The sequence below is a fragment of the Streptomyces murinus genome (genome assembly GCF_002154555.1).
In the GTDB taxonomy this organism is placed as follows: Bacteria; Actinomycetota; Actinomycetes; order Streptomycetales; family Streptomycetaceae; genus Streptomyces; species Streptomyces murinus.
The window spans coordinates 1-21052 of record NZ_MUNF01000321.1; the positions used below are offsets into that span (position 1 = coordinate 1).

Annotated in this window: 19 protein-coding genes and 1 riboswitch; of the genes, 7 read left to right on the forward strand and 12 right to left on the reverse strand. The window is 73.6% G+C overall.

Annotation, left to right across the window (positions count from 1 at the left end; genetic code table 11):
- Window positions 1-714 precede the first annotated feature (714 nt).
- Window positions 715-1635 carry a cobalamin-binding protein gene (locus tag CCN72_RS19880; RefSeq protein ID WP_086808687.1) on the forward strand — a complete coding sequence of 307 codons (921 nt, stop codon included), beginning with the start codon at window positions 715-717 and terminating at the stop codon, window positions 1633-1635.
- A 13-nt stretch (window positions 1636-1648) separates the two neighbouring features.
- Here CCN72_RS19880 and CCN72_RS19885 read toward each other — a convergent pair whose 3' ends face one another.
- The 4 genes from CCN72_RS19885 to CCN72_RS19900 all read right to left on the reverse strand — a co-directional run bounded on the left by CCN72_RS19885 (window position 1649) and on the right by CCN72_RS19900 (window position 4437).
- Window positions 1649-2137 carry a DUF4430 domain-containing protein gene (locus CCN72_RS19885; protein WP_086808688.1) on the reverse strand — a complete coding sequence of 163 codons (489 nt, stop codon included), beginning with the start codon at window positions 2135-2137 and terminating at the stop codon, window positions 1649-1651.
- 161 nt (window positions 2138-2298) lie between these two features.
- Window positions 2299-2434, reverse strand: a riboswitch (cobalamin riboswitch).
- A gap of 54 nt (window positions 2435-2488) precedes the next feature.
- Window positions 2489-2812, reverse strand: a complete 324-nt coding sequence (locus CCN72_RS19890; protein WP_244174335.1) for a hypothetical protein — start codon at window positions 2810-2812, stop codon at window positions 2489-2491.
- A gap of 72 nt (window positions 2813-2884) precedes the next feature.
- Window positions 2885-3718: a sterol desaturase family protein gene (locus tag CCN72_RS19895; RefSeq protein WP_086808690.1), complete on the reverse strand. Its 834-nt coding sequence runs from the start codon at window positions 3716-3718 to the stop codon at window positions 2885-2887.
- Window positions 3715-4437 (reverse strand): FadR/GntR family transcriptional regulator, encoded by a 723-nt coding sequence (locus tag CCN72_RS19900; protein WP_086808691.1) that lies wholly within the window; start codon window positions 4435-4437, stop codon window positions 3715-3717. Before CCN72_RS19900 ends, CCN72_RS19895 begins: the two co-directional genes overlap by 4 nt.
- 225 nt (window positions 4438-4662) lie before the next feature.
- On the opposite strand from CCN72_RS19900, the gene CCN72_RS19905 reads away from it, so the two are divergent.
- Genes CCN72_RS19905 through CCN72_RS19920 form a run of 4 tightly spaced genes read left to right on the forward strand, consistent with a single transcriptional unit; the run spans window position 4663 to window position 8135 of the window.
- Window positions 4663-4872, forward strand: coding sequence for a ferredoxin (locus tag CCN72_RS19905; protein ID WP_046420515.1), 210 nt, complete (start codon window positions 4663-4665; stop codon window positions 4870-4872).
- Complete coding sequence (locus CCN72_RS19910; RefSeq protein ID WP_086808692.1) at window positions 4862-6217, forward strand: NAD(P)/FAD-dependent oxidoreductase; 1356 nt, start codon at window positions 4862-4864, stop codon at window positions 6215-6217. Before CCN72_RS19905 ends, CCN72_RS19910 begins: the two co-directional genes overlap by 11 nt.
- A 25-nt stretch (window positions 6218-6242) precedes the next feature.
- Window positions 6243-7424 (forward strand): cytochrome P450, encoded by a 1182-nt coding sequence (locus CCN72_RS19915; protein WP_086808693.1) that lies wholly within the window; start codon window positions 6243-6245, stop codon window positions 7422-7424.
- A 57-nt stretch (window positions 7425-7481) separates the two neighbouring features.
- Entirely contained in the window at window positions 7482-8135 is a 654-nt protein-coding gene (locus tag CCN72_RS19920) for a M15 family metallopeptidase (RefSeq protein ID WP_086808694.1), read from the forward strand.
- A 26-nt stretch (window positions 8136-8161) separates the two neighbouring features.
- On the opposite strand, the gene CCN72_RS19925 is transcribed toward CCN72_RS19920, so the two are convergent.
- From CCN72_RS19925 to CCN72_RS19955, 7 genes are all read right to left on the reverse strand, one after another.
- Entirely contained in the window at window positions 8162-8911 is a 750-nt protein-coding gene (locus tag CCN72_RS19925) for a thioesterase II family protein (protein WP_167408697.1), read from the reverse strand.
- Between the two features lie 83 nt (window positions 8912-8994).
- Window positions 8995-9429, reverse strand: a complete 435-nt coding sequence (locus CCN72_RS19930) for a cold shock domain-containing protein (protein ID WP_086808695.1) — start codon at window positions 9427-9429, stop codon at window positions 8995-8997.
- A gap of 86 nt (window positions 9430-9515) precedes the next feature.
- On the reverse strand, window positions 9516-11942 hold the full coding sequence (locus tag CCN72_RS19935) for a glycoside hydrolase family 65 protein (RefSeq protein ID WP_425276157.1): 2427 nt from the start codon (window positions 11940-11942) through the stop codon (window positions 9516-9518).
- On the reverse strand, window positions 11939-14044 hold the full coding sequence (locus CCN72_RS19940) for a xanthine dehydrogenase family protein molybdopterin-binding subunit (RefSeq protein WP_086808696.1): 2106 nt from the start codon (window positions 14042-14044) through the stop codon (window positions 11939-11941). The genes CCN72_RS19935 and CCN72_RS19940 overlap by 4 nt, the downstream gene beginning before the upstream one ends.
- Before the next feature lie 59 nt (window positions 14045-14103).
- The gene (locus CCN72_RS19945) at window positions 14104-15099 is read right to left on the reverse strand and encodes an FAD binding domain-containing protein (RefSeq protein WP_086808697.1); all 996 of its coding nucleotides are present in this window, start codon (window positions 15097-15099) and stop codon (window positions 14104-14106) included.
- Window positions 15096-15635 carry a (2Fe-2S)-binding protein gene (locus CCN72_RS19950; protein ID WP_086808698.1) on the reverse strand — a complete coding sequence of 180 codons (540 nt, stop codon included), beginning with the start codon at window positions 15633-15635 and terminating at the stop codon, window positions 15096-15098. Before CCN72_RS19950 ends, CCN72_RS19945 begins: the two co-directional genes overlap by 4 nt.
- 103 nt (window positions 15636-15738) lie before the next feature.
- Complete coding sequence (locus tag CCN72_RS19955) at window positions 15739-17637, reverse strand: ABC transporter ATP-binding protein (RefSeq protein WP_208638048.1); 1899 nt, start codon at window positions 17635-17637, stop codon at window positions 15739-15741.
- A 194-nt stretch (window positions 17638-17831) separates the two neighbouring features.
- Between CCN72_RS19955 and CCN72_RS19960 the strand changes: the two genes are divergently transcribed.
- Complete coding sequence (locus CCN72_RS19960) at window positions 17832-18806, forward strand: lysylphosphatidylglycerol synthase transmembrane domain-containing protein (protein ID WP_244174336.1); 975 nt, start codon at window positions 17832-17834, stop codon at window positions 18804-18806.
- Between the two features lie 43 nt (window positions 18807-18849).
- Window positions 18850-19671, forward strand: a complete 822-nt coding sequence (locus CCN72_RS19965) for a crotonase/enoyl-CoA hydratase family protein (RefSeq protein ID WP_086808704.1) — start codon at window positions 18850-18852, stop codon at window positions 19669-19671.
- Here the strand turns inward: CCN72_RS19965 and CCN72_RS19970 are convergent.
- Entirely contained in the window at window positions 19647-20918 is a 1272-nt protein-coding gene (locus tag CCN72_RS19970) for a HEAT repeat domain-containing protein (protein ID WP_143664141.1), read from the reverse strand. The genes CCN72_RS19965 and CCN72_RS19970 overlap by 25 nt on opposite strands.
- Window positions 20919-21052: the final 134 nt, after the last annotated feature.

Sequence of the window (21052 nt, forward strand, 5' to 3'; positions counted from 1 at the left end):
GGGCGTGACGGGGGGCGGCGCCTGAGGGGGCGCCTGAGGGTGGTGCTCCGCGCGGAGGGCGCTCGAAGGGGGCGCTCTCCTGAGGGGCAGCGCTCTGCGAGGCGGGCGCTCGCGGCGGGGCGTTCGAACGGAGCGCTCACCGCGGGGAGCAGTCACCGGTCGATGCCGGGGGCGCCAGATCGTCCGGCGCATCGCGCACCGGGTCCGACACCGGGCGCGCGAAGTCGACGCGGACCCACCGGCTAACCGGCGGCCGCTCGGCACATGGCGCCCGGCCCCCACCACGGGGCGCTCACCAGTCAATGCCAAGGGCGCCAGCCCGTCCGGCGCACCGGGTCCGACACCGGACGCCCGGGGCACGGCGCGCAGAGTCAGCGCGAGCCACCGACTGCCCGGCACTCGCCCCCGCCGCGCCATCCTCAAAGAAATTCGGCACGCGGTACCCACCACGCGGCACAGGGCAGCGGCCGCTCGGCACAGCAGAGTGCGGAGCGGCGCGGTCGCCGGCCGGCGCATCGGTTCGGCACGCGCCTCCTACCACTCGCCCCGAGGCCCAACGCCCTCGGCACGCGGCACGCGGCAGGCCCCAGGACCCCAGACCCCAGACAAGGATCAGCGCGAAGCAGCTCGACCGGTTCGCCATGCCCGGTGTCCGGCCCATCGTTCCCCGCTCGGCCCCACCCCAAGCGCGTCCCCCCGGCATAGGCTCAGCGCATGCGGATCGTCTCTCTTCTTCCCGCCGCGACCGACATCGTCGCCGCGCTCGGTCTCTCCGCGAGCCTGGTCGGGCGTACGCACGAGTGCGACTGGCCGCCCCGGGAGGTGGCGGAGGTGCCGGTGGTGACCGGAGCGGAGCTGGATCAGGACGTGCTGACCAGCCGGGAGATCTCCGATGCCGTCGGTGGGTCGGCGCACTCGGGGTCGTCGTTGTACACGCTCGACACCGAGGCACTGGCGGCGCTGCGGCCCGATGTGGTGCTCACCCAGGACCTGTGCGCGGTGTGCGCGGTGTCGTACGAGCGGGTGAGCCGGGCCGTACGGCTGCTCGACGCGGACACCCGGGTGCTCAGCCTGGAGCCACGCACCCTGGACGACGTACTGGACTGCCTGGTCACCGTCGGCGAACTGCTGGGCGTGCGCGAGCGAGCGCTGCGCCTTCGGGCCGAACTGCGGGCCCGGCTGGACCGGTTGAGGGACTCGGTCGCCGGACTCGACCGGCCCCGGGTGGCGGCGATCGAATGGCTCGACCCGCTGTGGCCCGCCGGACACTGGGTGCCGGAGCAGATCACCGCCGCCGGGGGCGAACCGCTCCTCGCCGCGCCCGGCGAGCACACCGAGCCGGTGGAGTGGTCGGCGGTGCGCGCCGCGCGGCCGGACGTGCTGCTCGTCCTGCCGTGCGGCTTCCCGCCCGAACGCACCCTGCGCGAGGCCGAGTTGCTCACCACGCTGCCGGGCTGGCCGGAGCTGCCCGCCGTACGGTCCGGTCGGGTCTGGGTGCTGGACGGGCCGTCGTACTACAACCGGCCGGGACCGCGGGTGGTGCGCGGGGCGGAGGTGCTGGCCCATGTCCTGCACGGGGTGCGGGCCGGGGAGCCGGTCGCACCGGCCGAGGCGCGTCCGTTCCCCGGCCGGTGAGGAGCGGGCCGGATCAGAACGCCGTCCAGGTGAACGCCACGGTGTCCCCGGCGTTCAGCTTGAACTGGCAGCCGCCCACCGGGGTGGGCGTGCCGTTGACGGAGATGTTCCAGTAGGCGGAGGCGCCGCCGCTGACGTTCTTGATGGTGTCGACGGAGTAGTCGTCGAACGACGCGTACCAGGCGCCGTCCCAGGTGAAGTGCCGCCGGTGGGCGGCGTCGTCGAGGGCCGCGGTGGGCGTCGGCACGGCGGAGGGGTTGGCGCCGCCGTTGGTGCCGTCGCAGGTGTGCGTGCCGCCGGTCGCGGTGGTGACGTCGTGACCGCGGGTTCTGATCTTCCCCTTGAAGAGGATCCCGTCCGGTCCCTGGACGGTGAGCGTCACTCTGACCGGAGCGTTCGTGCCCGGTGTGCTCTGGGCGTGGGCGGTCGCCGGCGCGGCGGCGAGGGCCAGGCCGAGGGCGGTCGCGGTGATCAGGGTGCGGCGTGCGAAGGTGCCGTGCAAGAGCTGAGCCTTCCTGGGCGGGCGGCCCGCGGCCTCGTCGCCGGGCGCGCGAGGCGCACCCGGGCGGCTCCGGGCACCTCCGCTCGCGCGGACCGGTGAACGGGCCGGCCCGGTGCTCCGGGCATGGCTCTCGGCTTCGCGCTGCGGACCATGACAGTGGGAAGCGGTTCCAGCACGTGCCGGGCAGCCCGACTCGCGGCCCACGGCCGCACACGGTTGCAGGTCAGCGCCGGATTCCCACCGGCTTCCCCCAGTCACGCACTTATGCGGTTGTTGTGCGAACGGTGTTCATTCTAGGGGAAGTTGGTGAAGACGGACCAGAACTCCTGCTTATTCTCGGGCCCTTGGTCCTCAGGGGTTCGCCGTGCGTCCCGGCGGGGTGAAGGCGTACAGCCCGAGGATCTCCGGCAGCGGTGCCACGCCCGGACCGCCGGACCGTACCCAGGTGATGATGTCCTCGGTCGCCTCCGGGTCGTTGACGAGCCCCAGCCAGACCGGGCGGCCACCGGCGGCGCGGCCGGTGGCGGAGGGCTGTACGACGATGACGTTGGCCTGGTCGCACACGTCGAGGCAGTCGGAGATCCGCAAGGGCACCGCCGCCTCCAGCCGGGCGGTCTGCGCCGCGTGGTCGACGCCGGTCACCTTCGGGCTGCCGCAGCAGCAGTCACGGCACACGACGACACGGCACGGGACCGATCCGGCCACTGCTACCCCCCGAACTTCCGGCTCGACTTGATCATCATCATCTCATCGGCCGACGCGGGGTGACCATCCTGGCGGCCCGAACACATACCCGGCCCGGTCCCGCCATCGCACCGCCGCGCGGACGTCGCGCCAGGCGGCCGCGTACTCGTGGAAGGCCACCCGCACCGGGTTGTAGCTGTCGATGTTCTTCGTCAGCCCGTACACCACCCGCTCCCCCTCCGGTTCGAAGGTGCGGAAGAGCCGGTCCCAGATGATGAGGATGCCGCCGTAATTGCGGTCCAGGTACACCTGGTTGGAGCCGTGGTGGACCCGGTGGTGCGAGGGCGTGTTGAAGAACCACTCCACCGGGCGCCACAGCTTGTCCACCCGCTCGGTGTGCAGGAAGAACTGGTAGACGAGGCTGACCGCCTGCTCGACCAGGATCATCCACGGCGGCACGCCGAGCAGCGCCAGCGGCAGCCAGAACGGCAGGCCGGTCATCGGCGTCCAGGTCTGGCGCAGCGCGGTGGAGAGGTTGTAGCGCAGGCTGGAGTGGTGGACCACATGGCTCGCCCACAGCACCCGTACCCGGTGATGGGCCCGGTGGTAGGCGTAGTAGGCCAGGTCGTCGCCGAAGAACAGCAGCAGCCAGGTCCAGCCGGAGGACGGCGACAGATGCCAGGGGACGGCGGTGTACGCGGCGGCGTAGACCACGATGGTCGCCACCTTCCACGGCACCGCGATGACCTGGCTGCCCGCGCCCATGGACATGCTGGTGACGGTGTCGCGCAGCTCGTACCCGCGCTCGTCGTCGTCCGGCAGGAAGCGGTACGACAGCGCCTCCACCACGACCAGCAGCACGAACGCCGGGATCGCGTAGACCACGGTGGGGATCATCGCCGTGCCCCCTTGCGGGCGCGTGGCGCGGCGGGCACGCTGCGGGTCAGCAGCTCACGGGCCAGCAGCTCGGCCGCACCGGCCTCGCGGGCCGTGATGTGCCCGGCCAGCCGCCGATGGGCCTCGACGTCGAGGATCTCGCCGGCTCCGAGGTCGGCGGGCACGTCGGCGACCGGGATCAGTCCGTCGACCAGACTGTTGAAGGCCAGCAGATAGGCGATGTTCCCGGAGCCCTCCACGATCAGCCGCCACCAGGCGATGTAGGTCTCGTCCAGCTCGGTCAGATCGGGCCCGGCCTGGGCGTGCGCCTCGACGGCCGCGGCGATCTCGGCGGCGGCCCGCGCGGAGCAGCGCAGCGCGCACAGCCGGGCGGCGTCCGCGCCGATACAGGCCCGCATCTCCAGCGCGTCGCGGGCGATGTCCTGCACGGTGGGCCCGCTGTCGGCGGCGGCGATGCCCACGGCGAGTTCCAGACCGGCGGTGCGCCGCCAGTCCAGCACCTGGGTACGGCCGCCATGGCTGACCTCGACCAGCCGGGCCTGCTGGAGGCGTTTGACGGCCTCCCGTACGGCGTGCCGGTTCACCCCGAACTCGGCCGCCAGTTCCCGCTCGGCGGTGAGCGCGCCGCCCGCCGGCAGCGCCCCGCCGAGAATCCTGTCCCGCAACAGGGCGAAGAGCTGGTCGGAGACCGCCTCGCGCCGTATGTGTCCCTCAGTCATGGCGATCAGGGTGGACGCGGTTCGTACAGTGGTCAACTGGTTGGACCAGTTTTTCTGCGCGGGCCCGCGGACATGTCGGCGTTCGTCCGGATCCGTCAAGCGGCGCTTCACTCCGCGGCGTTGGCGCGCGGCTCCCGGCCGCCGTCCGGGTGGCCGTGCGCGCGCCCCGGTCTCGCCCCATGCTGGACGTGAGGGGGCGGTACGGCGGAGGAGGAAGTGGTTGCGATGCAGACCGTTGTCGACCTCACGCGCTGCCAGGGGTACGCACAGTGCGTGTTCCTCGCGCCGGACGTGTTCAGGCTGCACGGCGAGGAAGGGCTGCTGTACGCCCCGGCCGTCCCCGACGATCAGGTCGAACGGGTGCGCCAGGCCGCCGCGGCCTGCCCGGTGCAGGCCATTCTCCTCGGGGAAGAGGTGAGCGGCGGTGCCCGATGACCTCACAGGCGGCCGGATCGTCGTCGTGGGCGCCTCGCTGGCCGGGCTGCGGGCCGCGGAGGCGCTGCGCGAGCAGGGTTTCACCGGCTCCCTGACCGTCGTCGGGGACGAGCCCCATCCGCCGTACGACCGCCCGCCGCTGTCCAAGCAGGTACTGCTGGGCGTCGCGCCCGCCGACTCCACCGGGCTGCCGATGCGCCGCGACCCCAAGGCGGAATGGGTGCTCGGTGTAAGGGCCACCGGCCTGGACACACTGGGCAAGCGGGTGCTGCTCGACAACGGGGAGTCATTGCCGTACGACCGGGTGCTGATCGCCACCGGGACCCGTGCCCGGCCCTGGCCGAACCCGGCGGAGGCCGCGCTGGACGGCGTGTTCACCGTGCGCACCCGTGAGGACGCGGCGGGGCTCGCGGCGGCGCTGGACGCGGGGCCGCGGCGGGTGCTGGTGATCGGCGGCGGGTTCACCGGCTCCGAGATCGCCTCGGCCTGCCGGGAGCGCGGTCTGGAGGTCACGGTCACCGAGCGCGGCCCCGCGCCCCTGGTCGGCGCGCTCGGCGGCACCCTCTCCAAGCTCGCGGCCGCCATGCAGCGCAACCACGGCGTGGACCTGCGCACCGGGGTGACGGTGACCAGGCTGCTCGGCGAGAAGACCTTCACCGGTGTGGAGCTGTCCGACGGCAACCAGGTGGACGCGGATGTGTGCGTGGTGGCGCTCGGCGCGGTGCGCAATGTGGAGTGGCTCGCGGACTCCGGGCTCGCGGCGGGCCCGCGCGGGCTGGCCTGTGACGCCGGGTGCCGGGCCTTCACCATGTACGGCATCGTCACCGACGACGTCTTCGTGGCCGGTGACGTCTCCCGCTTCCCGCACCCGCTCTTCGGCTATCAGCTGCTGTCCCTGGAGCACTGGGGCAACGCGGTCACCCAGGCCGGGGTGGCCGCCCACAACATGGTCAGCCCGGGACCGCTGCGGCGCCCGCACCTGGCCCTGCCGACGTTCTGGTCGACGCAGTTCGGGCTCAACATCAAGTCGGTGGGGGTGCCCACCTACTCCGACCACGTGGTCATCGCGCAGGGCTCCCTGGAGGCGCGCCGGCTCGCCATGGTCTACGGCTACCGGGGCCGGGTCACCGCCGCGGTCACCGTCGACATGGCCAAGTCGCTCGACTACTACCAGCATCTGATCGAGACCGGCGCGCCGTTCCCGCCCCCGCCGGGCGCCGCCGACCGGGCGCTCGCGGCCGAGATCCCGATCCCGTCCGACGTACCGGACCCGTCGGTGCTCTCGCACGGCCCGACGGTCGCACTGACCGGCTATCTGCCGGACCGCCGGCTGACGGTGGTATAGCCCGCCCCGACTCCGAGGAGCCGACATGGACCCCGGCACCCTGCTGGCCAGGATCACCGACTACGCCAGCCGCCCCGACCCCTATCCCCTGTACGCGGAGCTACGCGAGGCCGGCGCCGTTGTCCCGCAGGCCGACGGCAGCCTGCTGATCGGCGGCTATCACGAGGTGGCTGCGCTGCTGCACGATCCGCGGATGAGCGCGGATCCCCGCACCCGCGGCCTGGAGACCGCCAAGCCGCCGTTCCTGCGCCTGGACGACCCGGAGCACCACCGGTTGCGCAACCTGGCCATGCGGCCGTTCGGCCCGCCGCACACGCCGCACCGGGTGGACGGGATGCGCACCGAGATCGAGAACATCACCAAGGAGCTGCTGGCGCCGTTCGAGTCGGGTGGGCAGGTCGATGTCGTGGACGACTTCGCCTATCCGCTGCCGGTCACGGTGATCTGCCGGCTGCTCGGGGTGCCGCACGAGGACGAACCGCTCTTCCGGGCCTGGTCGGACACGCTGGTGGCGTCCGCCGACGTACGGCCGGACGCGAGCTCGGCGCCGCGCGACGAGGCCGAGCGGGCCCGCCAGGAGATGGGCGGGTACCTGGTGGGTCTGGCCGAACAGCGCCGGGACGATCCGCGCGACGACCTCCTGTCCGCGTTCGTCTCCGAGCCCGACCCCGGGTTGCGGCTCAGCCAGGAGGAACTGGCCCAGACGGCGGTGCTGTTGCTGATCGCCGGGCACGAGACCACGGTCAACCTCATCACCAACGGGGTGCTGACCCTGCTGCGCCATCCCGAGGAGCTGGACCGGCTGCGCCGCGAACCCGAGCTGATGCCGAGGGCGGTGGAGGAACTGCTGCGCTTCGAACCCCCGGTGCACATGCGCGAGCGCATCCCGCTCGCCGACTTCGATGTCGCCGGCACCACGCTCCCGCGCGGTTCCTCCGTGTTCCTGGCCCTGGCCGCGGGCAACCGCGACCCGCGCCGCTTCACCGATCCCGACCGCTTCGACCCGACCCGGGCCGACAACGAGCACCTCGGCTTCGGCTCCGGCATCCACCTCTGCTACGGCGCCCCGCTCGCCCGGCTGGAGGCGCAGTCCGCGCTGGCGGCGCTGCTCCCCCGGCTGGGCACGGCGGAACTGGTCGAGGACCCGCCGCCGTACCGGCAGAACGCGATGCTGCGGGGGCCGCGCCATCTGACGCTGAGATTCTGACGGCTGCGATGGCCCGAACACCTCCCGGTGGCGACGTGGGGCTGAGACGATCGGCCCATGGCAGAGATCATCTTGATGTCCGATCCGAAGGTCGCCGCCGTGCCCGTGCGGGAGTGCGGTGAGCGGCTGGTGGATGTGCGCCGTGACGGCCGGCTGCCGGTCGACGCGCGCAAGGTGGACGGGGACGGTGCGTTCGCCCGGCTGCGGGAGGGTGTGTTCGAACGGCTGCTCAAGGCACAGGAGTTGCTGCCCGAAGGGCTGCGGCTGCTGTTCGTCGAGGGGTACCGGCCGCCGTCCCTCCAGCGGCGCTATTTCGAGGAGTACGGCGCGGAGTTGAGCGCCGCTCACCCCGACTGGTCCGCCGAGCTGGTGCGTTCGGCGGCCAGCCGGTACGTCTCGCCACCCGAGATCGCGCCGCACAGCGCCGGGGCGGCCGTCGATCTCACACTGATCGACGCCGACGGCCAGGAGCTGGACATGGGAACGGCGATGAACGCCAACCCCGAGGACAGCGCGGGTGCCTGCTACACGGCGGCGGACAACATCAGCGACACGGCCCGCGCCCACCGGGACGTCCTGGGGTCGGCCCTGACCGCCGCCGGGCTGGTGAACTACCCCACGGAATGGTGGCATTGGTCGTACGGCGACCGGTACTGGGCCCTGGCGACCGGGGCCCCGGCGGCGCTCTACGGCCCGAAGGACCTCGGGTAGCGGGACCGGCTGATCGCGCGAGGGCCCTACGCCGTCAGCCGGGCCCGCAGGAGTTCGGAGAGTTCGGGGATCTGCTCGGAGAGATAGAAGTGACCGCCGGGGAAGATCCGCAGGTCGAAGGTCCCGGTGGTGTGGGCGCGCCAGGCGTGGGCCTCCTCGGGGGTGACACGGGGGTCCGTGTCGCCGGTGAGGGCGGTGATGGGGGTGCTGATGACGGTGGAGGGCGTGGCCCGGTAGGTCTCGACGGCGGTGTAGTCGCTGCGCAGGGCCGGGAGGATCAGCCGCACGATCTCCTCGTCGTCCAGCAGCCGGGCGTCCGTGCCGCTGAGCCGGCGCATCTCGGCGACGATGCCATCGTCGTCCCGCTGGTGCACGTTCTCGCCCGCGTAGGCGGACGGGGCGCGGCGCGCGGAGGCGAAGAGATGGACGGGGCCCTCGCCGTCGCGTTCGAAGCGGCGGGCCACCTCGAAGGCGACGATGGACCCCATGCTGTGCCCGAAGAACGTCAACGGGCGGTCCGCGTACGGCTGGAGCGCCTCATGGGCGCGGTCCGCCAGCTCCGCGATGGTCTCGATGCCCTTCTCCGCGTGCCGGTCCTGCCGCCCCGGGTACTGCACCGCGACCACGTCGGCCGTGCCGCGCAGGGCCGCGGAGAGCGGGAAGTAGAAGGTCGCCGAGCCGCCGGCGTGCGGGAAGCACACCAGCCGGGCGGGCGCCTCGGGTGCCGGGTGGAAGCGGCGCACCCACGGGTCGCCGGTCGGGCAGGCTGTCGTCACGATGGGCTCCAGGGGCCGGGAGGAGGAGTGCGGCGGGGTGGGTCCCTCACCGGTCCGGCCGAGGGCGGCTCGGCCGGATCCGGTCAGGCGGTCAACCAGCCCTTTTCCCGGGCCAGTTCGACGACCCGCTCCCTGACCTGGCGGATCTGCGCGGCCGTGAGGGAGTCGACCGAGGTGACCAGGACCTCGGTCAGTTCGGTGCGGAAGCGGCCCGTGCCGGTGGCCTCGCCGGACGGCGCGGCGGCGGGGCGCTCGGCGGTGGCGGCGCCGTCGGAGAAGACCGGGCGGTTGGGCAGGCGGTGCGAGGAGGGCTGGTAGACCAGCCGGATCTGGGAGGCCTTCGGGCCCTTCTCCCCCATCTCCAGGTGGAATTCGACCTCGCTGCCCTCGTGGTAGAGGTACTTCTCGTCCAGCAGGTCGTTCGCGTGCATGAAGACGTCCTCGCCCGGTTCGGCCGGGGCGATGAACCCGTATCCGCGGACCTCGTCGAAACGCAGCACCTTGCCGGTCATCAGCACAGCCCACACACCTCCAGCAACACCCGCACAACGTCAACGCTGGTGAACTTACACAGCTTCGGCCCCGGTTTCGACCCCCGGGGTGCTCACTCCGGCAGCACCAGCCGCACCGTGCGCCCCGGCCGCACCGTCACCACCCGGTCCGCGAGGCGTACGTCGACGGGGGCGCCCGCGGAGTCGGGCACGGCGATCTCCAGTTGCTTGCGGGCGAGCCGGACGCCGATCCCCCAGTGGCCGAGGTAGCGGATCGAGAAGCCGTAGGAGGAGACCTTGGGCAGTGGGACGGGGTCCAGCCACAGGGCGCCGTCACGGGTCTCCAGGCCGGTCAGCCCGCGCTGCACCAGATCGAGGGTGCCGGCCATCGCGCCGAGGTGGATGCCTTCGCCGGTGGTGCCGCCCTGGATGTCGGCGATGTCGCCGCGCAGCGTCTCCTGGACGTACCGCCAGGCGTCGGCGCGGCGGGCGCGGGTCAGGATCCAGCCGTGCACGAGTCCGCTGAGGGTGGAGCCGTGGCTGGTGCGGCCCAGGTAGTAGTCGACCGTCGCGGACCAGGTGTCCTCGTCGATGTCGTGACCCAACTGCCGGAACAGGGCGTGCAGTTCGCGGGGCGCGAAGAGGTAGGCCAGCATCAGCACGTCGGCCTGCTTGGACGCCTGGTAGCGGTTGACGGTGTCGCCCTCGGCCTCCAGGATCCGGTCCAGGCGCCGGATGTCGCCGTAGCGTTCGCGGTAGGCGCCCCAGTCCAGTTCGGCGAGGTCGCCGTAGCCCGCGAACTGGCTGATCACCCCGTCGTGCCGGGGCACATGGAGGGTGTGCGCGACCTCCGCCCAGCGGTCGGTCTCGCCGGGTTCGAGGCCGAGGCGTTCGGTGAGTTCGCGGCGGCGCGGTTCGGGCAGGGTGCGCAGCAGGTCCAGGGCGCGGGCCAGCACCCAGGCGGCGGTGGCGTTGGTGTACGTGTTGTCGTCCAGGCCCGGCCGGTCGGCGCCGGGGTAGGCGTCGTGGTACTCGTCGGGGCCGACCACGCCCCTGATGCGGTGCCGGCCCAACTGGTCGTCGTACACCGCGGAGTCGGCCCAGAAGCGGGCGATCTCCAGGAGCATCTCGGCGCCCTCGCCCGCGCGGAAGGCGCTGTCGCCGGTGGCCTCGCAGTACTGCCACACGTTGTAGGCGACCGCCGAGCCGACATGGTGCTGGAGGCGGGTGTGGTCGGGCAGCCAGCGGCCGGAGCGGGGGTTGAGATGGACTTCCTGGGTCTCCTCGCGGCCGTCGCTGCCGCTCTGCCAGGGGTAGCACGCGCCGCGCCTGCCGAGCCGGGCCGCGGCGTGCCGGGCCGCGTCCAGGCGGCGGTGCCGGTAGCGGAGCAACCCCCGGGAGACCTCGGGCAGATGGAGGTCGAGGTAGGGCAGCACGAAGAGTTCGTCCCAGAAGACATGGCCGCGGTACGCCTCGCCGTGCAGTCCGCGCGCGGGGACACCGACGTCCAGGTCGGCAGTGTGCGGGGAGAGGGTCTGGAGCACATGGAAGAGGTGCAGCCGCAGGATCCGCCCGGCCTCGCCCGGCACGTCGAGGACGGTGCGCCGCCACAGCCGCGCCCAGGCGGCGCGGTGCGACTCCCGCAGCTCCGGGAAGCCGGGGGCACCGGCCAGCCGGTCGAGGGCCGCGCGCAGCGGGTCGCCGATGGCGGGGTCGTGGGAGGTGTGCAGGGCGACGGTCTTGTCGACGGTGACGGTACGGCCGGGGAGCAGGGTGAGGCGTGACGTCTGTACGGCGCGGCGGGGTTCGGCGGTGGCGGTCAAAGGGGGTGGGGTGTCCGGGGTGTCCTCTGCCCCCGGGCCCGCCGGGGCTCGCGCGACGGTGAGCCGGCTCGCGAGGGCGATGCGGATGTCGGAGGTGCGGGTGCGGCAGTCCAGCCACACAGTGGCCGCGCCGGCCGCTGCGGTGCGCACGTCGGTGAGATGGCGGCCGTCCAGATCACGGTAGCGGGCGACGCCCGCGTTGGTGACGTCGCCGTCGAGCGCGGCCTCGACATCCAGGTCCAGCGCCGTGCCCTCGGCGGTGAACTCCGTGCGCAGCGCGGCCAGATGGGGGTCGCCGAGGTGGACCAGGCGCGACTGCCGTACCAGCAGGGACCCATCGGGCCCCAGGGCGTAGCGGGTACGGCGCTCCAGCAGGCCCGCGTCCAGGTGCAGGGTGAGGTGGTGTTCGGTGACGGTGGCGGTGTCCGGGGTCAGCCAGTCGGCTCCGTCGGCCGCCGGACGGAAGCGCAGGGGCAGCCAGTTGGGCAGGTTGACCATGTCCTCGTTCTCCACCCGGCGGCCCGCGATCTCGGAGGTGAGCCGGTTGTAGAGGCCGGCCGCGTAGGTGCCCGGGTAGTGGAACTCGTCGGCGGTGCACTCGGGCAGCGCGCCCCGGGTCGCGACATACCCGTTGCCCAGGGTGCACAGGGACTCCCGCAGCCGCTCCCGTTCGGCCTGGTAGCCGTCGTACTCCCAGGTCGGCCCGGCCACCGTCACCCCGTGGCGGGCAGACCGGCGAGGATCCGGTCGGGGGTGAGGGGCAGTTCGCGGCAGCGGACGCCGGTGGCGTGGTGGACGGCGTTGCCGATCGCGGCGGCGGTGCCGACGATGCCGATCTCGCCGATGCCCTTGCTGCCCATGGGGTTGAGATGGGTGTCGTCCTCGTCGATCCAGTGGGCCTCGACGGCGGGCACGTCGGCGTTCGCGGGCACATGGTAGGAGGCGAGGTCGCACTCGGGGAAGTCGCCGAACGCGGGGTCCAGGGTGCTGCTCTCGGTGAGCGCCATGCCCAGGCCCATGATCATGGCGCCGGTGAACTGGGAGCGCGCAGTACGGGAGTTGAGGATGTGCCCGGCGGCGAACACGCCCAGCAGTCGGCGCACCCGGGTCTCGCCGGTGACGGTGTCGACGGCCACCTCGGCGAAGTGGGCGCCGAACGCGTGCCGGGCGTAGGGGACTTCGGCGTCGGCGCGGCCCGCGGTGTCGGCGTGCGCTTCGAGGCCGTCGGGAGGCAACGGGCCTTCCCGTACGGCGAGTCGGGCGGCCAGGTCGGCGCAGGCGTCGTGGACGGCCCAGCCCCAGGAGGCGGTGCCGGTGGAGCCGCCGGCCAGCCAGGCCGGGGGCAGATCGCTGTGCCCGATCTCGATGCGCACCCGGTCCAGGGTGGTGGCAAGGGTGTCGGCGGCGATCTGGGCGAGGACGGTACGGGCCCCGGTGCCGATGTCCGTCGCGTTGATCCGCACGGTGAAGGTGCCGTCGGGCAGGGCGCGCGCGGTGGCGGTGGCCGGGACGGCGGAGGTCGGGTAGGTGGCGGCGGCGACACCGGTGCCGAGGAGCCAGGGCCCCTCGCGGCGGGCGCCCGGGCGCGGATCGCGGTCCTCCCAGTCGAACCGCCGGGCCCCCTCGCGCAGGCACTGCACCAGGTGACGGCTGCTGAACGGCATGCCGGTGCCCGGCTCGTGCTCGGGCTCGTTGCGGATGCGCAGCCGCACCGGGTCCATGCCGAGCGCCTCGGCGAGTTCGTCCATGGCGGACTCCAGGGCGTACATGCCGGGCGACTCGCCGGGGGCCCGCATCCAGGACGGGCTCGGCACATCGAGGGCGACCACGCGGTGGACGGTGCGCAGGTTGGGCGTGGCGTACATGACGCGGGCGGGCACCGCGGCCTGCTCCACGAACTCCTTGACCCGTGAGGTCTGTGTGGTCACCTCGTGCACCAGCGCGGTCAGCCGGCCGTCCGGGTCGGCGCCGAGGCGCAGCCGGTGCAGGGTGGGCGCGCGATGGCCGACGGTGGTGGGCAGTTGGCGACGGGGGTGGGCGAGGGTGAACGGGCGGGCGGTGCGCAGGGCGGCCATGGCGGCGAGGATCAGATCGGGGCGCGGGGTGCCCTTGGAGCCGAAGCCGCCGCCGACGTGCTCGCTGACCACGGTGACCTTGTCCTCGGGCAGCTCGAACATCTGGGCGAGCACGGCGCGTGCCGTCGTACCGCCCTGGCTGGAGGTGTACACCGTGAGCCGGTCGTCGTCCCAGCGGGCCGTGGTCGCGTGCGGCTCCATCGGGTGGTTGTGCAGCGGCGGCACCCGGTAGGCGACGTCGACACGGGTCGCCGCGGCGGCGAAGGCGCCCTCGGGGTCCCCGTGCTCGACCCGGCCGGGCAGTCCGGCGTTGGCCTCCTCCGGTTCGTAGGCCCGCGGGTGGTCCGCGCTCAGCTCGATGTCGTACGGCTCGCTGTCGTAGTGGACGCGGACCAGGTGGGCGGCGGCCCGTGCGGTCTCCAGGGTCTCGGCGACGACGAGGGCCACGCACCAGCCCCGGTGCGGTACCCGTGAGTCCTGGAGCACGGCGAGGGTGGCGTCCTCGGGTTCGGCGACCCTGGGCGCGTCGCCCGGGGTGAGGACGGCGAGGACGCCCGGCAGGGCGCGGGCCGCCGAGCTGTCCACCTCGGTGACCCGGCCGCGCACCACGGCGGCGGGCACCGGCCAGGCGTGGGCGCGGCCGGGCTGCGGATGCTCGGCCGCGTAACGGGCGGCGCCGGTGACCTTCTGCCGCCCCTCCAGGCGCTCGGCGGGAGCGCCGAGGACAGTGTCGGTGTGGGGCATGGGTCCTCCTGTGACCGGGTCGGGTGCTCTGGTTCCTCCTGTCACCGGTGGGGTGCGCGTCAGGCCGCGGCGGGGGCCGGGGTGAGGCGGCCGAGGACGTCGAGGGCGAGATTGCGGGCGAGCGGCACCTTGTACGCGTTCTCCTCCAGGGGCCGGGCGGCGGCCAGTTCGAGGTCGACGGCGCGTTCGAGGGCGGCCGGGGTGGGGGCCGCGCCGCGCAGGGCCTCCTCGGCGCGCCGGGCCCGCCAGGGCTTGTGCGCGAGCCCGCCGAAGGCGAGGCCCACATGCTCGATCGCGCCGTCCGTGAGCCGCAGTACGACGGCCACGGAGGCGAGCGCGAAGGCGTACGACGCCCGGTCCCGGGCCTTGCGGTAGGCGGAGGGCATCCCGGCCGTGGCGGCGGGCAGCAGCACGCCGGTGACGATCTCGCCGGGCCGGATCTCGGTGTCCCGCTCGGGGTGTTCGCCGGGCAGCCGGTGGAAGTCGGCCACGGGCATGCCGCGAGTGCCGTCGGTGCCGTACAACTCGACCTCGGCGTCCAGCGCGGCGAGCGCGACGGCCATGTCGGAGGGGTGGGTGGCGATGCACCGCTCGGACCGCCCGAGCACCGCGTGGTCGCGGTGGACGCCCTCCAGGGCGCCGCAGCCGCTGCCCGGATCGCGTTTGTTGCAGGGTTTGTCCAGGGCCTGGAAGTAGGGGCAGCGGGTGCGCTGAAGGAGGTTGCCGCCGGTGGTGGCCGCGTTGCGGAGCTGGCCGGACGCACCGGCGAGGAGGGCCTGGGAGAGCACCGGGTAGCGGTCGCGTACGCGCGGGTCGGCGGCGAGGTCGCTGTTGCGGACGGTGGCACCGGCCCGCAGGGAGCCGTCGGGCAGTTCCTCGATGCCGTCCAGGGGCAGGGCGCCTACGTCGACGAGGAAGGCGGGCCGTTCGACGCCGAGTTTGATCAGGTCGACCAGGTTGGTGCCGCCTGCCAGGTAGCGGGCGCCGGGGTGGGCGGCGTACGCCTCGGTGGCCTCCTGGAGCGTCGTGGGCCTGAGGTATCCGAAGCCGTTCACCCGATCACGTCCTCCACCGCGGCGACGATGCCCGGATAGGCGCCGCAGCGGCACAGGTTGCCGCTCATGCGCTCGCGGATCTCGGGCCGGTCCAGCGCGACGGGGCGCCCGGAAGGGGCGGCGGGGTCGGTGACGTGGGAGGGATGGCCGGCCGCGGCCTCGGCGAGCATGCCGACGGCGGAGCAGAGCTGGCCCGGGGTGCAGTAGCCGCACTGGAAGGCGTCGCGGTCGAGGAAGGCCCGCTGCAACGGATGCGGTTCCTCGCCGTCGCCGCCCAGGCCCTCCACGGTGGTGACCTCGGCGCCGTCGAGGGTCACCGCCAGCAGCAGACAGCTGTTGAGCCGCCGCCCGCCGGCCAGCACGGTGCAGGCACCGCACTGGCCGTGGTCGCAGCCCTTCTTGGCGCCGGTGAGCCCCAGGTCCTCGCGCAGTAGGTCCAGCAGGACACGGCGGTGGTCGACGTACAGGGTGTGCGGCTTGCCGTTCACCCTCAGGGTGATCTCCGATCCCGGAGCGGACGCGTTCTCGCTGGTCATGGGCGTGGGCCTTCCGGACGAGCCGTGGTGCCGTGCGCTCCGCGTATCCAGGTTCACCGGGCTCACACGTACGGGGCGCACGCGCACGGGGAGGGACGGGGCCTCAGACCGCCCCCACCTCCGTCTTTGCGACCGCCGCCGCCCCGGCCCCCTGCGCGAACTGCGTCCGGTACAGCTCGGCGTAGCGTCCGTCCGCCGCCAGCAGTTCCTCGTGCGTGCCCCGCTCCGCGATCCGGCCGGACTCGATCACCAGGATCTGGTCGGCGGAGCGGACGGTGGACAGGCGGTGGGCGATGACCACGGCGGTGCGGCCCTCCAGTGCCTCGGTGAGCGCCTCCTGGACGGCGGCCTCGGAGGTGTTGTCCAGATGCGCGGTGGCCTCGTCGAGGATGACGACACGCTGGCGGGCCAGCAGCAGCCGGGCGATGGTCATCCGCTGGCGCTCACCGCCGGACAGCCGGTAGCCGCGCTCCCCGACGACCGTGTCGAGACCGTCGGGCAGGGACCGTACGACCTCGGCGAGGCGGGCCCGGCCGAGGGCGTCCCACAGTTCCTCGTCGGCGGCGCCGGGGCGGGCGAGCAGCAGATTGGCGCGGACGGTGTCGTGGAAGAGGTGGCCGTCCTGGGTGACCATGCCGAGCGTGGCCCGCAGCGAGGCCGCCGTCACCTCGCGCACATCCACCCCGCCGACCCGTACGGCACCCCCGTCGACGTCGTACAGCCGCGGCAGCAGCTGCGCGATGGTGGACTTCCCGGCGCCGGAGGAGCCGACGAGGGCGACGGTCTGGCCGGGTTCGGCGCGGAAGGAGATGCCGTGCAGGACCTCGGTGCCGCCGCGGCTGTCGAGGGCGGCGACCTCTTCGAGGGAGGCGAGGGAGACCTGGTCGGCGGCCGGGTAGGCGAAGCGGACGGCGTCGAACTCGACGGCGACCGGGCCCTCGGGCACCTCGGTCGCGTCCGGCTTCTCCTCGATCAGCGGCTTCAGATCCAGCACCTCGAAGACCCGCTCGAAGCTGACGAGCGCGCTCATCACCTCCACCCGGGCCCCGGCGAGCGAGGTGAGCGGGGCGTAGAGGCGGGTCAGCAGCAGGGCCAGCGAGACGACGGCCCCGGCCTCCAGGGTGCCGCGCAGCGCGAACCAGCCGCCGAGGCCGTAGACGAGGGCGAGCGCGAGGGCGGAGACCAGGGTGAGGGAGGTGATGAACACCGACTGGGCGGTGGCCGTGCGCACCCCGATGTCCCGGACCCGGGAGGCGCGGGCGGCGAACTCCGCCGACTCCTCGTCGGGGCGGCCGAACAGCTTGACCAGGGTGGCGCCGGGCGCGGAGAACCGCTCGGTCATCCGGGTGCCCATGGCCGCGTTCAGCGTCGCCGCCTCCCGCTGCATCCGGGCCATCCGGCTGCCCATGCGGCGGGCGGGCAGCACGAAGACGGGCAGCAGTACGAGCGCGAGCAGGGTGATCTGCCAGGACAGGGTGAGCATCACGGCGAGCGTGAGCAGCAGGGTGACCAGGTTGGTCACCACGCCGGAGAGGGTGTTGGCGAAGGCCCGCTGGGCGCCGATCACATCGTTGTTGAGGCGGCTGACCAGCGCTCCCGTGCGGGTGCGGGTGAAGAAGGCGACGGGCATGCGCTGCACATGGTCGAACACGGCCGTTCTGAGGTCGAGGATGAGTCCCTCGCCGAGCGTGGACGACAGCCGCCGGCCGAGGATGCCGAGCCCGGCCTCCGCGAGGGCGACCAGCGCGATCAGCAGGGACAGGCGGACCACGGTCCCGGAGTCGTGCCCCGAGACGATGGCGTCCACGACGTGTCCGGCGAGCACCGGGGTCGCCACGGCGAGCAGGGCGGTCAGGACCCCGAGCAGGACGAAGCGGATGATGCCGGTGCGGTGCGGGCGGGCGAAGGCGGCGATGCGGCGCAGCGTGGCGCGGGCGAGAGGACGGCGGTCGGCCTGCGCGTTCATCACGCTGTGCAGCTGCGTCCATGCGGTGGTCTCCATGCTCATGAGGAGAACGTAGAACCTCAAGCTTCGTTGAGGTCAAGGTCCGGGGCTTTTCACCCGCTCCGGCGTCCGTCGACCGGGGCGCCCCGACGAACCGGACGGCCCCCATGGCCCCGCCGACCACTGCCCGTAAGCCGCCGTCCCCGATCGCGCCACCCCTCGTTGGGACGGCGCCGGGACCCTCTGCGGATGTGACTGCCGTCCCCACTCCCCCGCTCTCCCGGGTACGACTCCCCCGTCGCGTGCCCGTCCGGCAGGCGCTGTGCCTGCTGCCGCTCGCGCTGGTCGCCGTGGCCGCCGTACGCAATCGCTCGCTGCTCACCGCAGGCTTCGGACAGTTGCGTACCGCGTCCTGGCCCTGGCTGCTGGCGGCGGCCGGTGCCACCTGTCTGACCTGGGTGGCGGCGGCCGTCACCCGGCAGGGCGCGGTGGTCCAGGCGCTGCCCAAGGGGCGGTTGCTGGCCACCCAGTTCGCGGCGGCCTCGGCCAATCATCTGCTGCCCACCGGGCTCGGCGCGGGCGCGGTGAACCTGCGTTTCATGACCGTGTGCGGGGTGCCGCCGGCCCGCTCCTCGGCCGCGCTCGCGCTGTATCTGCTGGCGGAGAGCGCGGGCCGGCTCGGTCTTCTGGCGGCCCTGCTGCTGGTCTTCCCGGACGCGCTGCGGCTCGGCCCGCTGCTTCCGGACGGTTCGACGCTGCCGCTGCTCCTGTGCGCGGCCGGGCTGCTGGTGGCGGTGGTGGCCGCCGGGGCGCTGGTACGACCGCTGCGCGTCCGGGCCGCCGCGTTCGTCCGGGACGCCGTGGGCGAGGCGTGTTCCGTGCACACCCGGCCGATCCGTGCCCTGGCGCTGTGGGGCGGGTCGCTGGCCTTCCCGGCGCTCCAGGCGGCCGGGCTCGCCGCGGTCGGCCAGGCACTGCGGCTGCCGGTGCCGCCCGCCCATATGGCGCTCGCCTATCTCGCCGCGACCGTCGCGGTGGCCCTGGTGCCGACCCCGGGCGGGCTCGGTTCGGTGGAGGCCGCGCTGATCGTGGCCCTGGTCGCGGTCGGCGGCCCGGCGGCGCCGGCCACGGCGGTGGTGCTGGCCTATCGGATCATCACGGTCTGGGCGCCGCTGCTGCCGGGGGCGCTGACGCTCGGGGCACTGGTGCGGTTGAAGGTCATCTGAGGCAGAGTGGCCCTCCCAGCCGTCTGGAGAGGGAGTGCCCGCCGTGCCGGTCCGTGTCGAGCGCGAGGAGTACGTCACCACCGTCGTCCTGTCCCGGCCCGCGGCCCGCAATGCCGTGGACGGTCCGACGGCGGCCGAACTCGTCGCCGCGTTCCGCGCGTTCGAGGCGGACGAGAACGCCCGGGTGGCGGTGTTGTGGGGCGAGGGCGGCACGTTCTGCGCGGGGGCCGATCTGAAGGCGATCGGCACCGAGCAGGGCAACCGGGTGGCCGAGGACGGCGACGGGCCGATGGGTCCGACCCGGCTGCGGCTGTCCAAGCCGGTGATCGCGGCCGTCGCCGGGCACGCGGTGGCGGGCGGCCTGGAGCTGGCCCTGTGGTGCGATCTGCGGGTGGCCGAGGAGGACGCCGTGTTCGGGGTGTTCTGCCGCCGCTGGGGGGTGCCGCTGATCGACGGCGGGACCGTACGGCTGCCCCGGCTGATCGGGACGAGCCGGGCCATGGACCTGATCCTGACCGGCCGTCCGGTGCCGGCGCCGGAGGCGCAGGCGATGGGGCTCGCCAATCGTGTGGTGCCGACCGGCACCGCGCGCGCCGCGGCGGAGGCGCTGGCCGCGGAGATCGCCCGGTTCCCGCAGGCGTGCCTGCGCAGCGACCGCGCCTCGGTCCTCGACCAGGAGGGACTGCCGGAGGAGGCGGCGCTCCTCGGTGAACTCCGCCATGGGGCGGCACGGCTCGTTCAGCTGAGTCCGCCGCACACGAGCACACGGCACACGAGCACGCCGCACAGAGGCACGTCCCAGGACGAGCACGCCGCACACGAGCCTCCTCCCCCTCACGGTCACTCCTCGGGCAGTCCGGCGTAGGCGCGCAGTGCGTCGCGCGGGGTGGGCAGGCCCCAGGAGCGGACGATGCCGCAGAAGTTCGCCCACTGCCAGGTGGCCTTGTCGCGTTCGGCGAGGACCCGGACCAGGCGGCGCTGGGCTTCGGTCAGCGCCGTGAAGGCGCCGGGTCCCTGCGGGCCGGGCTCGCCGAAGGCCAGCCGGAGCGCGGCCGTGGCGACGGGGAAGCTCGCCGGGCCGGTGGTGGCGGCGAGTCCGTCGGTCACCGCGTCCAGGGCCTCCCGAGGGTACCGGTCGGCGAGCAGGGTCAGAGAGGCGGCGGAGTAGCCGCGCAGGTCGCCCTCGTGGAACGGGACCCGGGTCTCGTCGGGCCCCGGCTCCTCGGCGCCGGACACGAGTGCGGCCAGCACCTCGGCGGTGACGGCCGCCCCGATGCCCCTGCCGCCGAGCCGGGCCAGCGCGGTGGCCGCCGCCCAGCGCACCACCGGCTCCCCTGCGGTGAGGAACGGCCGCAGCCGGAGCGCCAGTTCCGGGCCGGACCCGTCGTCGCCGAGCAGCCCGATGGCCACCAGCGCCGTGGCCAGGGCAACCGGTTCGCGCTCCTCGTCCAGCACCGCCAGCAGCCTCGGCAGGCTCTCCCCGGCCGCCTCCGGGAACCAGGCCAGCACATAGGCCGCGCCCGTGCGTACGGCCGCGTCCGCGTCGCCGAGCAGGGGCAGCAGGGCGGGGATCCCGGCGCGCACCGCGTCGTAGGCGCCCAGTTCCGCGGCCAGGGCCTCCAGTTGCCGGTCATGGTCGTACATGTCGCGGCGGAACTCCCGCATCCGCCGCTCCTTGTCGTCGCTCGCCGCCTCGACCCAGGCGTCGTACTCGGCGCGTATCGCCTCCGGGTCCTGTGCGCGGACCTCCTCGACGGCGGCCCGCCACTCGGTGATCGCGATCCCGCCGGGCAGATGGGCCTCGTCGTAGCCGATGGCGAGGGCGGCCAGCAGCCGGAGGCACCCGGCACGGTCGGGCAGCCGGGGGTCCGCCGCCATGCGGACCAGGAACGGCACCGCGGCGGCCGTGGCCGGGTAACGGCTGCCCTGGTGGAAGATGTTGCCGTACAGCTCGTACAGGGCCTTGCGGCGCCGCTCCTCGTCCGGGGAGCACAGCGCGCCCAGCAGTGCGGGCACGTCGTCGGCGGGGCCGTAGGCGTGCGTCAGCGCGGACCAGTCGACGGCGTCGAGGCCGGACAGTGCGGCGGGCACCGGAGCGTTGATCTCAGTCACGATCGCACTGTCGCACACACCACTGACAACGCCCCGGGCTCAGCCCGCGCTCACCCGCACCTCCCCGCCCTCGGGATCCACCCGCCCGTGCCAGGACACACCGAGTGTCAGGGTGCGGTGCGGCTGGGCGGTGA

Excerpts from the sequence above, each read along its gene's own strand:
- CCN72_RS19880 (WP_086808687.1), top strand. The coding sequence starts at position 715 with ATGCGGATCGTCTCTCTTCTTCCCGCCGCGACCGACATCGTCGCCGCG.
- CCN72_RS19895 (WP_086808690.1), bottom strand. The coding sequence starts at position 3,718 with ATGATCCCCACCGTGGTCTACGCGATCCCGGCGTTCGTGCTGCTGGTC.
- CCN72_RS19900 (WP_086808691.1), bottom strand. The coding sequence starts at position 4,437 with ATGACTGAGGGACACATACGGCGCGAGGCGGTCTCCGACCAGCTCTTC.
- CCN72_RS19905 (WP_046420515.1), top strand. The coding sequence starts at position 4,663 with ATGCAGACCGTTGTCGACCTCACGCGCTGCCAGGGGTACGCACAGTGC.
- CCN72_RS19915 (WP_086808693.1), top strand. The coding sequence starts at position 6,243 with ATGGACCCCGGCACCCTGCTGGCCAGGATCACCGACTACGCCAGCCGC.
- CCN72_RS19920 (WP_086808694.1), top strand. The coding sequence starts at position 7,482 with ATGGCAGAGATCATCTTGATGTCCGATCCGAAGGTCGCCGCCGTGCCC.
- CCN72_RS19940 (WP_086808696.1), bottom strand. The coding sequence starts at position 14,044 with ATGCCCCACACCGACACTGTCCTCGGCGCTCCCGCCGAGCGCCTGGAG.
- CCN72_RS19950 (WP_086808698.1), bottom strand. The coding sequence starts at position 15,635 with ATGACCAGCGAGAACGCGTCCGCTCCGGGATCGGAGATCACCCTGAGG.
- CCN72_RS19955 (WP_208638048.1), bottom strand. The coding sequence starts at position 17,637 with ATGGAGACCACCGCATGGACGCAGCTGCACAGCGTGATGAACGCGCAG.